Origin of the sequence: Ensifer aridi (assembly GCF_002078505.1) — a bacterium.
GTDB lineage: Bacteria > Pseudomonadota > Alphaproteobacteria > Rhizobiales > Rhizobiaceae > Sinorhizobium > Sinorhizobium aridi.
Map to the genome: position 1 here is coordinate 462,616 of NZ_LUAV01000002.1, position 13,587 is coordinate 476,202.

The 13,587-nt window shown below is 61.1% G+C and carries 12 protein-coding genes and 1 tRNA gene; 9 read left to right on the forward strand and 4 right to left on the reverse strand.

Annotation, left to right across the window (positions count from 1 at the left end; all coding sequences use genetic code 11):
- Positions 1-167: 167 nt before the first annotated feature.
- The 3 genes from AYK65_RS02525 to AYK65_RS02530 are packed head-to-tail and all read left to right on the forward strand — an operon-like array spanning position 168 to position 2,637.
- Complete coding sequence (locus AYK65_RS02525; RefSeq protein WP_026613351.1) at positions 168-599, forward strand: hypothetical protein; 432 nt, start codon at positions 168-170, stop codon at positions 597-599.
- A gap of 43 nt (positions 600-642) precedes the next feature.
- Positions 643-792, forward strand: a complete 150-nt coding sequence (locus tag AYK65_RS31425; RefSeq protein ID WP_080578803.1) for a DUF5989 family protein — start codon at positions 643-645, stop codon at positions 790-792.
- Positions 793-804: 12 nt separating this feature from the next.
- Positions 805-2,637 (forward strand): carbamoyltransferase family protein, encoded by a 1,833-nt coding sequence (locus AYK65_RS02530; protein WP_046119931.1) that lies wholly within the window; start codon positions 805-807, stop codon positions 2,635-2,637.
- A gap of 178 nt (positions 2,638-2,815) precedes the next feature.
- Here the strand turns inward: AYK65_RS02530 and AYK65_RS02535 are convergent, their stop codons facing one another.
- The 3 genes from AYK65_RS02535 to AYK65_RS02545 all read right to left on the reverse strand — a co-directional run bounded on the left by AYK65_RS02535 (position 2,816) and on the right by AYK65_RS02545 (position 4,765).
- Complete coding sequence (locus AYK65_RS02535) at positions 2,816-3,349, reverse strand: hypothetical protein (RefSeq protein WP_139793111.1); 534 nt, start codon at positions 3,347-3,349, stop codon at positions 2,816-2,818.
- Between the two features lie 253 nt (positions 3,350-3,602).
- Positions 3,603-3,678: transfer RNA gene (locus tag AYK65_RS02540), tRNA-Thr, on the reverse strand.
- 76 nt (positions 3,679-3,754) lie between these two features.
- Positions 3,755-4,765, reverse strand: coding sequence for an NAD(P)H-dependent flavin oxidoreductase (locus tag AYK65_RS02545; RefSeq protein ID WP_046119930.1), 1,011 nt, complete (start codon positions 4,763-4,765; stop codon positions 3,755-3,757).
- Between the two features lie 275 nt (positions 4,766-5,040).
- On the opposite strand from AYK65_RS02545, the gene AYK65_RS02550 reads away from it, so the two are divergent.
- Positions 5,041-6,201, forward strand: coding sequence for a hypothetical protein (locus AYK65_RS02550; protein WP_046120092.1), 1,161 nt, complete (start codon positions 5,041-5,043; stop codon positions 6,199-6,201).
- A gap of 15 nt (positions 6,202-6,216) precedes the next feature.
- On the opposite strand, the gene ppk2 is transcribed toward AYK65_RS02550, so the two are convergent.
- Positions 6,217-7,119: a polyphosphate kinase 2 gene (gene ppk2 / locus AYK65_RS02555; protein WP_026613347.1), complete on the reverse strand. Its 903-nt coding sequence runs from the start codon at positions 7,117-7,119 to the stop codon at positions 6,217-6,219.
- A gap of 221 nt (positions 7,120-7,340) precedes the next feature.
- On the opposite strand from ppk2, the gene phoR reads away from it, so the two are divergent.
- The 5 genes from phoR to pstB all read left to right on the forward strand — a co-directional run bounded on the left by phoR (position 7,341) and on the right by pstB (position 13,557).
- Positions 7,341-8,603 (forward strand): phosphate regulon sensor histidine kinase PhoR, encoded by a 1,263-nt coding sequence (gene phoR, locus AYK65_RS02560; RefSeq protein WP_046119929.1) that lies wholly within the window; start codon positions 7,341-7,343, stop codon positions 8,601-8,603.
- Positions 8,604-8,792: 189 nt separating this feature from the next.
- Positions 8,793-9,827, forward strand: a complete 1,035-nt coding sequence (locus AYK65_RS02565) for a substrate-binding domain-containing protein (RefSeq protein WP_026613345.1) — start codon at positions 8,793-8,795, stop codon at positions 9,825-9,827.
- Between the two features lie 97 nt (positions 9,828-9,924).
- Positions 9,925-11,409 (forward strand): phosphate ABC transporter permease subunit PstC, encoded by a 1,485-nt coding sequence (gene pstC / locus AYK65_RS02570; protein WP_046119928.1) that lies wholly within the window; start codon positions 9,925-9,927, stop codon positions 11,407-11,409.
- Positions 11,406-12,728, forward strand: a complete 1,323-nt coding sequence (pstA, locus tag AYK65_RS02575; RefSeq protein WP_081157879.1) for a phosphate ABC transporter permease PstA — start codon at positions 11,406-11,408, stop codon at positions 12,726-12,728. Before pstC ends, pstA begins: the two co-directional genes overlap by 4 nt.
- Before the next feature lie 13 nt (positions 12,729-12,741).
- On the forward strand, positions 12,742-13,557 hold the full coding sequence (gene pstB, locus AYK65_RS02580) for a phosphate ABC transporter ATP-binding protein PstB (RefSeq protein WP_026613342.1): 816 nt from the start codon (positions 12,742-12,744) through the stop codon (positions 13,555-13,557).
- Positions 13,558-13,587: the final 30 nt, after the last annotated feature.

Consider the following 13,587-nt stretch of genomic DNA (forward strand, 5'->3'; position numbering starts at 1 on the left):
AGCTTCCTGATCGCTGCGCTAAAGTTGGATCGGGCTCAAACGCCTATATCCAATGGTATATTGACCGGATTGACTGCCGTCGGTTCTATAGTTCTCATTTCGTGAGTGCATTGCGGCCAAGCTGATATTTGAGAGATTTAGCACTGACTTTCAAAGGAAGTGCCAGAATGAACAGTTCGCACGAAGCCTTTATCGAGCATGCGCCGGAGGGCCCCTCCAACAAAAGCTTCGGCTATACGGTCGGAGGCATTCTTCTCGCGTTCGTGCTCGCAAGATGGCTGATTACGGGTTCGCTCTCGCTCCTTACGACGACGCTTGCCGTCATTGGTGCAGTCCTCATCATCGCGGCGTTGGCCTTTCCCGACTGGCTTTCCTTGCCGAATCGGCTCTGGACCAAACTCGGTCTACTGCTGTTCAGGGTCGTCAATCCGGTGGTGATGCTTGCGATCTATGTCACCACTTTCGTGCCGATCGGCCTTTGGTTGAGGTGGCGCGGTTACGACCCGCTCGGCGCGTCGTTTGATCGATCAGCCGGCACTTACTGGAAGACGCGACCCCCGCACGAACCCGAACCGGTGACCATGCGCAATCAATTCTGATACCGGCGGATGGGGGGACATCTGACCGGGGAGGAGAAACGAGATGGAACTGGTACGTGAACTCTGGACCTATATGGGCGTCCGCAAGAAGTTCTGGCTCCTGCCAATATTCATCGTGCTCGGTGTTTTTGGCGCGTTGGTCGTCCTGACTCAGGGCACGGCAGTGGCGCCGTTCGTCTACACCTTGTTCTAATCCGAGCCGTTCATGCGTATTCTCGGTATCTCGGCGTTTTACCACGACAGCGCGGCAGCGATGATCGAGGATGGGCGCATCGTTGCCGCCGCTCAGGAGGAGCGCTTCACGCGCAAGAAGCACGACCCTGGCTTTCCGGCCAATGCCATCGACTACTGCCTCGCCGCGGCCGAGTGCGACATGGCGCAAGTCGATCATGTCGTCTTTTATGACAAGCCGTTCTTGAAGTTCGAGAGGTTGCTGGAAACCTACCTTGCGACAGCTCCCAAGGGTTTTCGCTCGTTCAGGATGGCAATGCCGCTCTGGATCAAGGAAAAGCTGTTTCAGAAAAAGCTGTTGCGCCAGCAGCTCGGCAAGCTTGCAGGATCGAAGCACTGGTCCGGCTCCCTCCTGTTCACGGAGCATCACCTGGCGCACGCGGCGAGCGCTTTCTTTCCTTCGCCCTATGCAAGCGCCGCGGTCTTGACGATGGATGGCGTCGGAGAGTGGTGCACGACGTCGCTCGGCCATGGCCGCGGCAACACTCTCGATATATTAAAGGAGATACGCTTCCCGCATTCGCTCGGGCTGCTTTATTCCGCGTTCACGTACTATACGGGCTTCAAGGTCAATTCCGGCGAATACAAGGTGATGGGCCTGGCGCCCTACGGCCGCCCACTCTTTGTGAAGAAGATTCTCGACAACCTGATCGATCTGCGGGAGGACGGGTCGTTCAGGCTCGATCAGCGGTACTTCAACTACTGCACGGGCCTGACGATGACGTCACCTGCCTTTCATCAGTTGTTCGGTGCTGAACCGAGAAAGCCGGAATCCCCTTTGACTCAACGTGAAATGGATCTGGCCGCCTCGATACAGGCGGTAACGGAAGAGGTCGTCATGAGGCTTGCCCGCTTCGCCCGGCGCGAAACGGGCGAGCGTCATCTGTGCCTTGCCGGTGGCGTGGCCCTGAACTGCGTGGCAAACGGCAAGCTGCTGAAGGAACGCGTTTTCGATGATATCTGGATCCAGCCCGCCGCTGGCGACGCAGGGGGTGCGGTCGGCGCGGCGCTTGCGGCCTGGCATGGATACCTCGCCAACGATCGCGCTCCCAATGAAAGGGACGCGATGGCGGGCGCCTATCTCGGGCCGGCCTACGATCAGGCGGATATCGAGAAACGCTTGAGGGCCGCTGGGGCGATTTACACGGTGCTGGGCGACGATGCGCTGATAGCAGCTACGGTGGATGCGCTTGTCGAGGAGAAGGCGGTCGGGTGGATGCAAGGGCGCATGGAATTCGGGCCCCGCGCCTTGGGCGCCCGGTCGATACTGGGCGATCCGCGCTCGCCGACAATGCAGAAGACACTCAATCTCAAGGTCAAGTACCGTGAAAGCTTCCGTCCCTTCGCTCCCTCGGTCAGGCGCGAGGATGTGGCGGAATGGTTCGATATCGACACCGATAGTCCGTATATGTTGCTGGTCGGGGATGTGCTCGACCGGCGCAGACTGCATCAAAGCCCTGATGAGGGAATACTGTTCGGCATAGACAGGTTGAACGTTCCGCGTTCGGAGATTCCGGCCGTTACGCATGTCGATTATTCGGCGAGGGTACAGACGGTGCATCGGGACACCAACCCGCGCTATTGGGAACTGCTGACCGCATTCAAGGAGACGACCGGCTGTCCTGTGCTCGTCAATACGAGCTTCAACGTCCGCGGCGAGCCGATTGTCTGCACTCCGGAGGACGCCTTCCGCTGCTTCATGGGGACGGAGATCGAGTGCCTCGTTATCGGCAACTGCTTTCTGCGGAAAGAGGATCAACCCGCGAACCTCAAGCAGGACTACAAGGAGAGCTTTGAGCTCGACTAATGCAGGTCGCCCAAAGTGTGCAGCGGTTTTGGGGCAACGACATGCACCAAAAACAAAGATCTTTTAACGTCGCGTTTCGAGCGCAATCGTTTTGGTCAGACAGGCCGCATTCAAAACGACGCACGCGTCGGGGGATCTATTGTCAGGATCAATTGAAGCTCCGGTCATTTTTGCCGCGTCAAGGACCGACCGCTGCGCCGATCGGACGCCAATCGAAGCGAGCTGGTGCCGCAACTGGCATGTCATTTTCGGGCCTCGAATGTACTACGCGCGGACGGTTGCCGAGCAGCGGATTTCCAGGCTGTGTTTGGCTTTTGCCGCACCCGTCGGTGTCCAACGCGGACGGTTGGCGCAGAGCCCGGCTGTCCAACTCGCCGATAGCCGTAGTTACGGGCCGAACGATGCCCCGCCGAGCGCCATAGCAAACCGCCAGGCGGCGAAAGGTTCTGCTGGCGGCAAAAATCTCCTCGGCGGACCGCACGGCCTCGCATACGCGAGCCTTGTCGCGGATGTCGATGTAGAGCACGCCAGGGATCAATATCGGCAACGTGCTTACGATCGGATCCAGGACCAGGTCGATCGACTGGGGAGTCACGCCGTTCAATATGAATGCCACGAGACGGTCTTGGCTAGCCCAATACCCTGCCAGTATCAACTGAACGGGGACAATGCCTTTGGTGTCCGCGATCTCAATGACACTTCGCGCGTGCATGCCCGCCGCCCTCATAAGATGCGCCGCGGTGCCTGGGTAGGCACGCGGCGCCGCGCAAGAACGCGTTTAATTCAATATAAAAAATTCACCTGAGCGCCATATCGATAGTTCCAATGGGCGGATGTTAGCGCCTTCATGGACCGAGCACTATATGCCCATGGATATAGGCTGCGCCTGATGGCAGACGTGGAGGAAGGCACTGCTCGCAAACGGCAGGAGGTCAAGCGGCGTCACGATGATTTTAGGACAGAGATGGTGCCGCTTACGTGACTCGAACACGTGACCCCATCATTACGAATGATGTGCTCTACCGACTGAGCTAAAGCGGCCCTTGGGCGGTTCCGCGGCAGCCCGCGGAACGAATGTGAGGCGCTGATAAACGCAAAGCGGCAAGATTTCAAGCCGTCAGTTTCGAGAAGTTGAAAATTCCTTCTCCGGCCGAACGTCGCCGTAGCAGCCGAAGCCGAGGCGGGTGCGCGCCGCGTTGTATTCTCGCTCCAGCCGGTCGACGAGTTGGGCGACGGTGCCGATCTCGCGCACGGCGCCGATTCCCTGGCCGCAGCCCCAGATGTCCTTCCATGCTTTGGCGCCATCGGTCGCCGTGCTGAAGTCCATCTTGGAAGGGTCCGCCTCCGGCAGATTGTCCGGATCCATGCCGGCCGCACGGATCGACGCTTTGAGATAGTTGCCGTGAATGCCGGTGAAATAGTTGGAATAGACGATGTCGGCCGCATTGCTCTCGACGATCATCTGCTTGTAGGCGTCGCTGGCGCGCGCCTCTTCGGTGGCGATGAGGGGAGAGCCTATATAGGCCATGTCCGCCCCCATGGCCTCGGCGGCGAGGATGGCTCCGCCGGTGGCGATCGCGCCCGAGAGTAGCAGCGGCCCGTCGAACCACGTGCGTATTTCCTGGACGAGCGCGAAGGGCGAGAGGGTTCCGGCATGTCCGCCGGCACCGGCGGCGACCGCGATCAGCCCGTCGGCGCCCTTGCGGATCGCGGAACTCGCATGGCGGTTGTTGATTACGTCATGTAGGACAATGCCACCATAGGAATGGATGGCGGCGTTCACCTCCGGTACGGCGCCGAGCGAGGAGATGACGATCGGCACCTTGTATTTGACGCAGAGCATCAGGTCCTGCTCGAGCCGCGCGTTGGACTTATGCACAATCTGATTGACGGCGAAAGGAGCCGCCGGCCGGTCGGGGTGCTTGGCGTCGTGGTCGGCGAGCGTTTCGGTGATCTCCGCCAGCCATTCGTCGAGCTGTGATTGCGGCCGAGCGTTGAGTGCCGGGAAGGCGCCGATGACGCCTGCCTTGCATTGAGCGATCGTCAACGGGGGATGCGAGACGATGAAAAGCGGCGCGCCGACAACCGGCAATCTCGTCTTTCCGGAAAGAATTGGCGGCAACGACATCGAAAATTCTCCATCGCATCTTTGACGTTTGCGTAAACGTCAAAACAAATAGCAGCAACGGAGGCGCTTGCCTACTGCGTCATTGGCCGCGAGGCCTATATTTTCCCCGAGGAACAACGACCGATCACGCCACCGGACTTGCAGATTCAGAAAGCAGCAGTTACCCAATCCTTAACAAAAGCAACGGCGTGTGGCGGTCGGCGGCGGGCCATACCCGCGGGAAGTTCGAAAGCACCTTGCCGCAGCCGGAAGGCTTTCGCGCAGAAGGATTTGATGTGAGCGGACTCGAGACTGCGATCAGGAATGCACTGGAACGGTCGGACCGGAGCAATGCGGAGATCCGCGCGCGCATCTATCAGTCGGCGCGCCAGGCACTGGAAAACGGTTTGCAGAAGCAGCAGATCGAGGATCCGGACGTCATCGCGCGGCAACGGCATCGTCTCGAAGCCATCATCCACGCTATCGAAACGGAAGAACGCGCCGCCTTGAAGGCGCGCGCTGCGGCCACTCCGGTCGTAAATCTCGGAGATGCAACGCCAAAGGGCGAAGCCGCCGAGCGCGCCTCAGTCGCCGCCCAGGTCTCCGAGCGGCGGGAGCCGGAATTCAAGGCCGACAGGCGCGCTCCGGCGCAGGCGGAGGGGGGGCTTGGAGGCTTGCGTGCCGAGCGCGATGGCGCCCTTGGCTCGGCGCGGCCCGCCGCCGAAGGCGGAAGAGCCGATGATCCCGGCAGGAGCGGCGCCTCAGCGCCCGATCTTGGCGTCACGGACAAACGACCGCCCAAGCGCAAACGCGGTCGTCTTCTTTCTTACGCCATGGTCGTTGCGACGCTCGTGGCGGCGGCGGGGGCCGCCGTCTGGTGGGTCCAGACCAATGATCTCCTCAAGCCACTGTCCGACACAAATGTCGCCAATCCGCCGGCGACGGTGGAGTCGGAGGATTTCAGCGGCGGCGCAGGCTTGCAGACGCTTCGGGCGCAGGATGGTTTTACCGGCGATTGGCTGGAGGTTTTCATGCCGACGGACGTCGCGGCGGTCAAGCCTGGTCCCCGCGCGAAAGCGGACCCGTTCGACGAGGACGGCGGCGAGCGCCTGCGGCTGACGTCGGCGGTGGCGACGAAGGACGGCGACGTGGCGATCGAGATTCCGGTCGATGCCCTCGAGCAACTCTCGGGTAAATCCTCGACGCTCGCCCTGACGGTGCAGGCGACGCCGGGCAAGACCACGGAATTCGCCGTCGAGTGCGAGTTCTCGACGCTTGGCGACTGCGGCCGTCACCGTTTCACGGCGCATGACGAGCGGCTGGACATGCTGTTCAAGGTCAGTTTCGATCGCAAGCCTGCTCCGAACAGCCCTGGAAGGCTCGTGATCAACAGCGACGTCAGCGGCACCGGCAACAGCCTGGACCTTTTTGCGATCCGTGTGTTGCCGGGCGAATGACGCGGGCGCAGCCGATCACTTGAGGAAGCCCGGTCCGGAGCCGACGATCTTGTGGTCGACCTCGCCGATCGCCGCCTTGTCCTTGCCGTCGTAGTCGAGGCTCTTGAGTATGTGGCGGATCAGGTTGATCCGGGCGCGGCGCTTGTCATTGCCGCGGATGACGGTCCAAGGCGCGTGTTCCGTATGTGTTTCCTTCAGCATCCGGTCGCGCTTCTCGGTGTAGTCGTCCCACTTGTTCAATGCCGCGATATCCATGGGCGACAGCTTCCAGATCTTCAGCGGATCGTGGCGACGGTCATGGAACCGCTTCAATTGCATCTCCCGGCCGATGTTTATCCAGAACTTGAAGAGATGGATGCCGTCGTCGACGATCATCTTTTCGAAGCGTGGCGCCTGCTTGAGAAAATGCTCGTACTGCTCCGGCGTGCAGAAGCCCATGACCGGTTCCACGCCGGCGCGGTTGTACCAGGAGCGGTCGAAAAGGACGAATTCGCCGGCCGTCGGAAAGGTCGCCACATAGCGCTGGAAATACCATTGGCCGCGTTCCGTCTCCGTGGGTTTGGTAAGCGCGACAGTGCGTGCCGAGCGGGGATTCATGTAGGCCGTGGTCGCGTGGATGGCGCCGCCCTTGCCGGCCGCGTCGCGTCCTTCGAACACCGCCATCACCCGTTTTCCGGTCGCCTGCAGCCAGAACTGGACCTTGACCAATTCGATCTGCAGCCTCGTCAGCGTCTCCTCGTATTCCTCCTCGCTGAGCTTTTTCTCGTAAGGGTAGTCGTCCGAGTCGAAGGCCGCGTCGTCGATCCATTTCGGCAATTCTGGGTCGTCGACGTCGAAGACGCGGGTCTTGCCGCCGATATTCAATTCGACCGCCCGACTTTCAGGCTTTGCCGCGGCAGGTGCTTCCTCGAGTGCCATCCATCTTCCTTCCGCTCGCTGGATTTCTCCGGAGGAGGCCATAATTGCATTGCGGATTCAAGCATGTCGTGAAAATCATGTCATGAAGCACCGCTATCTCTCTGCCTTCATGGCCGGAGCGAGGCAGGGTCGCGAGGTGGTCTCCTCGCCGCCCCCATCCGCCGGTCGCGTCGATGGTCCGGAAGCATTACGGCAACGTCATTGGGTCGGGAGACGGCAGATTGAGCGACGAGGGTATTGTGTTGGATGGCGCGAAGGTGTTCTGGCGAACCCTGCTGCCGAGGCTGAAGGCCGAACGCTGGGTTCTCGGCCTGTCCGTCGTGCTTGCGGTTCTCGCCGGCTTCGCGGGCATTCACGTGCTGGCCATTCTGCCCTTCTGGATCGTTCTCGTCGCGGCCGTCCTCAACCGGAGCGCGCCGGTGGCGCAGCCGGTGCCTGAGGCAGCGCCGGCCACGGTCGAGAAGTCGATGGACCCGCTGATCCCGGTGCTGAACGCACTCGACATGCCAGTGATCGTCGTCGCGGCCGACGAAACCGTCCTCTTCCAGAATCTGGCCGCCGAGAAGGCCTTCGGGACCATTCCGAAAGACACCTACCTTTCCGCCCGCGTGCGCTCGCCCGGCATTCTCGACATGGTGCGCGAGACCATTGCGACGGGCAAGATCAATCAGATCGAACATACCGAGCGCCTGCCTTCGGATGCGATCTATGTCGTTCGCGTTGCGCCGGCCGACACAGGAGACGAAGGGCCGGCCCAGCGCGTCTTCCTGCTCACCTATCGCGACATCTCGCAGGCCCGCCGCATCGATCGGATGCGGTCCGACTTCGTCGCCAATGCCAGCCATGAGCTGCGCACGCCGCTGGCATCGCTGCGCGGTTTCATCGAGACGCTGCAGGGGCCGGCCCGGAACGACCCGAAGGCGCAGGAGAAATTCTTCGCGATCATGCACGAGCAGGCCACCCGCATGAGCCGGCTCGTCGATGATCTCCTGTCGCTGTCGCGGCTCGAATTGAAGTCGCACATCGCCCCGGACGACACCGTCGACCTCGTTCCGCTGCTCGGGCATGTGCGCGACAGTCTCGCGCCGCTTGCGCGCGAGCTCGACGTGACGATCGCGCTCGACGTGCCCGACGCGCCTGTCTTCGTCCAAGGAGATCGTGACGAACTGGTCGAGGTCTTTGAGAATCTGATCGAGAACGCCTGCAAATATGGCCAGGAAGGCAAGAGGGTCGATGTGCGGCTGACCGGCGGCGAGGGCCATCAGGCGGAGGTGACGGTCAAGGATCATGGCCCGGGTATCCCGGCCGAGCACGTGCCGCGGATTACTGAGCGTTTCTATCGGGTTAACGTCGAGGCGAGCCGCTCGAAAAAAGGGACGGGCCTGGGACTTGCCATCGTAAAGCATATTCTTACCCGCCATCGCGCGCGGCTGCTCATTCATTCCGAAGTCGGCAAAGGTACGATTTTTACCGTGCGCTTCTGACATAAAAGCGCGGCCAAATATTGGAACGCGTAGAAATTATAAGCATCTTCAATGACATAGGTTGTCATAAATGTTTCATGAAACTGACATAAAAGCTGTAGCCATCGGCGGCTAACTAGGGCAGCCGATCATACGGCGAGCGCAGGAACCTCTAGCGCACCAACACAAGCCCTTTCCGGGAGAACATCTATGAAAGCTCTTAAACTCACTGTAGCGGCGCTGGTCGCATCCGCCGCGTTCGCGGGTGCCGCAGCGGCTCGCGACCAGGTTCAGGTCGCCGGCTCCTCCACCGTTCTTCCTTACGCAAAGATCGTCGCCGAGAGCTTCGGCGAGGCTTTCCCTGACTTCAAGACCCCGGTCGTCGAATCCGGTGGCTCTTCGGCTGGCCTCAAGGAATTCTGCAAGGGCGTCGGCGAAGACACGATCGACATCGCCAATTCCTCGCGCAAGATCAAGGACAGCGAAGTCGAGGCCTGCAAGGCCGCCGGCGTGACCGAAATCCAGGAAATCAAGATCGGTTATGACGGCATCGTCTTCGCAACGGACGCCGGCAATGCCGACCTCGCCCTGAAGCCGGAGCAGCTCTACAAGGCGCTCGCCGCCGAAGTCGTCGTCGACGGCAAGCTCGTCGCCAACCCCCACAAGAAGTGGTCGGAAGTCGACGCTTCGCTTCCGGACGCCGAAATCGCCGCCTATATCCCGGGCGAGAAGCACGGCACGCGTGAAGTATTCGAAGAGAAGATCCTCGCCGCAGGCTGCAAGGACGCCGGCGCTCTGGACGTCATCAAGGCTGCCGTCAGCGACGAGAAGCAGCAGCACAGCAAGTGCGTCGCGGTTCGCAAGGACGGCATGGCTGTCGATATCGACGGCGACTACACCGAAACGCTTGCGCGCATCGCTTCCAACAAGACCGGCATCGGCGTCTTCGGCCTTTCGTTCTACGAAAACAACGCCGACAAGCTGAAGGTCGCGACCGTCAATGGCGTCGTTCCCTCCACCGAAACGATCGCTTCCGGTGAATATCCGGTTTCCCGTCCGCTGTTCTTCTACGTGAAGAAGGCTCACCTCGGCGTGATCCCGGGTCTCAAGGAATATGTCGAATTCTTCATCGACGACCAGATGATCGGCCCGGACAGCCCGCTCGCCGACTACGGCCTGGTTGCGGCTCCGGACGCCGAGCGTGAAGAAATCCGCAAGTCTTTCGAAGCCGGTAACATGCTCTGATCAAGACAGGTCCCGGCGCGGCGTTCCGCTGCGCCGGGACAGGCATTCATTCGATTTTGCCGGCGGCTTTTGATGGTCCCGCCGCGGAGACGTGCCGATGAGTACTTCGCTCCTTCTCCTAATCATTGTTGTGATTGGTTTCATTGCTTTTTTTGCCGGTCGAGCCCGTTCGTTCGCCCAATCAGGCGGCAAGCTCGCCAACTTGCATTCCCTGCCCGGATACCACGGCAGCTATGTTGTCATTTGGGCTACGCTGCCCGCCGTTCTCGTGCTCGCCGCATGGCTGATCGCTTCGCCGTTCTACATCGATTCCGCCGTTCGTTCGGCCCTTCCGGACTCAGTCCAGAGCCAGGGCGCAGCAACCGTTCAGCTCGCGCTCGGCCAGGTGAAGTCCGTTGCCCTTGGCCTCGACCGGCTGAGTGCAGCGGACATCGCGGCGATCGAGAATGGATCGGCCAATCTGCGCGAGACGCTAGCCGCCAAGGGCGTGGCGCTTGCCGGTGAAGGCGAGCACTACATGGTCGCGGCCGCCCAGCAGTTCAATTCGATGCGGCTTTATAGCCGCTGGCTGATGAGCGCCGTCGTGCTCATCGTCTCTGTTGCCGGCGGATTCTATGCGATCCGCAACATCGCCATCCGTTTCCGCGCTCGCAATCAGGTGGAGCGTGTCATCCTCGCTTCGCTCATTGTCGCCTCGTCCATCGCCATCCTGACGACGATCGGCATCATCGGCTCGATGCTGTCGGAGGCCGGCCGCTTCTTCAGCATGGTGTCGCCAACGGAATTCTTCTTCGGCACGGTCTGGGATCCTCGCTTCGCGGCGGCCGGCAACGAGGGCGCCTCGGGCCAGTTCGGGCTGTTGCCGCTTCTCGGCGGCACCATCTACATCGCCTTCGTCGCGATGCTCTTTGCCGTGCCCATCGGCCTCTTCGCCGCCATCTACATGGCTGAATACGCGAGCCCCCGGCTGCGTTCGACCGCAAAGCCGCTTCTGGAGGTGCTCGCGGGCATCCCGACGATCGTCTACGGCTTCTTCGCACTCGTGACGGTCGGTCCATTCCTGCGCGATATCTCGACGCAACTGAACGGCCTTATTACTGGCAACTACCAGAACTTCATCCAAGCGCAGAGCGTCGTCACCGCCGGCATCGTCATGGGCATTATGCTCATTCCATTCGTGTCGTCGTTGTCCGATGATATCATCACCCAGGTGCCGCGTGCGCTGCGCGACGGTTCGCTCGGCCTCGGCGCGACGCGCTCGGAGACGGTTAAGAAGGTCATTCTGCCCGCAGCATTGCCCGGCATCGTTGGCGCGCTGTTGCTGACCGCGTCGCGCGCGGTCGGCGAGACGATGATCGTCGTGCTTGCCGCCGGCGTTGCGGCGCGCATGCAACTGAATCCCTTCGAGCCGATGACGACGGTGACCGTCAAGATCGTGCATCAGTTGACGGGTGACCTCGAGTTCACGTCGCCACAGACGCTCGTTGCCTTCGCGCTCGGCATCACGCTCTTCGTCATCACGCTCTGCCTCAACATCTACGCGCTCTACATCGTGCGCAAATATCGGGAACAGTACGAATGACCGAGATTGCCTCCCCGACGGTAAAGGTCTCCACCCGTCCTGCCGAAAGCCGCCGCGATATCGGCATCAAGCGCCGCTACGCCGCAGAGCGCCGCTTCCGCTTCTACGGCATCATCGCCATCGTCATCGGCCTGTTCTTCCTTGCGGTCCTGCTCTGGAGCGTTGTTTCGAAAGGCTATACCGCCTTCCTGCAGACGACGATCACGCTGCCGATCGAGTTCTCCGAAAAGGTCATCGATCCGAAGAACGAGCGGGCGACCGATCCGAAGCAACTGATGTCGGCCAACTATCCGCTGCTCGTCCGCGAGGCGTTGGTAAAGCAGCTCGGCCTCGATCCGAAGGAGCGGCCGCTGGTCAAGCAGGCGACCGACATGGTTTCCGCCAGCGCTCGGACGCAACTGCGCGATATCGTCGTCGCCGATCCGTCAGTCATCGGCAAGACGATCCCCGTAACGCTGCTGGCCGAAGCGAACATCGACTCCGCCTTCAAGGGTCAAATCGACCTGAAGGTGGACGAGTCCAAGCGCAAGGTGAAGGACCAGCAGGTCGCCTGGATGAACCAGCTCGCCGATGCCGGCGCGCTCAAGAAGAGCTTCAACACCGGCATCTTCACCTTCGGCGCGTCGAGCCGTCCGGAAGCGGCGGGTGTCGGCGTCGCGCTCATCGGCTCGCTCTACATGATGCTGATCGTTCTGGTCCTTTCGCTGCCGATCGGCGTCGCCGCCTCGATCTATCTGGAAGAGTTCGCCCCGAAGAACCGGCTGACCGACCTCATCGAAGTCAACATCAACAATCTCGCGGCAGTACCCTCGATCGTCTACGGTCTCCTCGGCCTGGCCGTATTTATCAACTTCGCGGGCCTGCCGCGTTCAGCCGCGCTTATTGGTGGACTTGTGCTGACGCTGATGACACTGCCGACGATCATCATCGCGACGCGCGCGGCGTTGAAGGCCGTGCCTCCGTCGATCCGCGCCGCCGCGCTCGGCCTCGGCGCATCGAAGATGCAGACCATCTTCCATCACGTGCTGCCGCTCGCCATGCCTGGAATCCTGACCGGCACGATCATCGGTCTCGCGCATGCTCTCGGCGAAACGGCGCCGCTGCTCCTGATCGGTATGGTGGCATTCGTGGTCGACTATCCGGGCTCACCGCTGGAGCCCTCGACGGCGCTGCCGGTGCAAATCTACATGTGGGCGAACGAAGCGGAACGCGCTTTCGTGGAGCGCACGTCGGGAGCGATTATCATTCTTTTGATCTTCCTCGTCTTCATGAACCTGGGCGCAATTCTCTTGCGGCGTCGCTTTGAGCGTCGCTGGTAGTGGGGTAAGGACTATGAACATCATGTCGGAAGCTGCAGTCGAAAAGGCTCTGGACCAGAAAATGAACACGGTGCCCTACAAGATGATCGGCAAGGATGTGTCGGTCTATTACGGCGAGAAGCGCGCGCTCTTCGACGTCAACCTCAACATCCGCGAGAACACGGTGACGGCGCTGATCGGCCCCTCCGGTTGCGGCAAGTCGACCTTCCTGCGCACGCTCAACCGGATGAACGACACGATCGAGAACTGCCGTGTGAGCGGCAAGATCACGCTCGATGAGGACGACATCTACGATCCGTCGATCGACGTTGTTGAACTACGCGCCCGGGTCGGCATGGTGTTCCAGAAGCCGAACCCATTCCCGAAGTCGATCTACGACAACGTTTCGTACGGTCCGCGCATCCATGGCTTGGCGCGCACGAAGGCCGAACTCGACGAGACGGTCGAGACGAGCCTGCAGAAGGCTGGCCTCTGGAACGAGGTCAAGGACCGACTGCATGAGCCGGGCACCGGCCTTTCCGGCGGCCAGCAGCAGCGCCTCTGCATTGCCCGCGCCGTAGCTGTCAGCCCCGAAGTCATCCTGATGGACGAGCCCTGTTCGGCGCTCGATCCGATCGCGACCGCCAAGGTCGAGGAACTCATCCACGAGCTGCGCGCGAATTTCACGATCGTCATCGTGACGCACTCGATGCAGCAGGCGGCGCGCGTGTCGCAGCGCACGGCCATGTTCCACCTCGGCAACCTCGTCGAGGAGAACGACACCGACAAGATGTTCACCAATCCGGATGACCAGCGCACCCAGGACTACATCATGGGCCGCTTCGGCTGATCGGCCGAAAATCCCCCGTGAAGAGCGCGC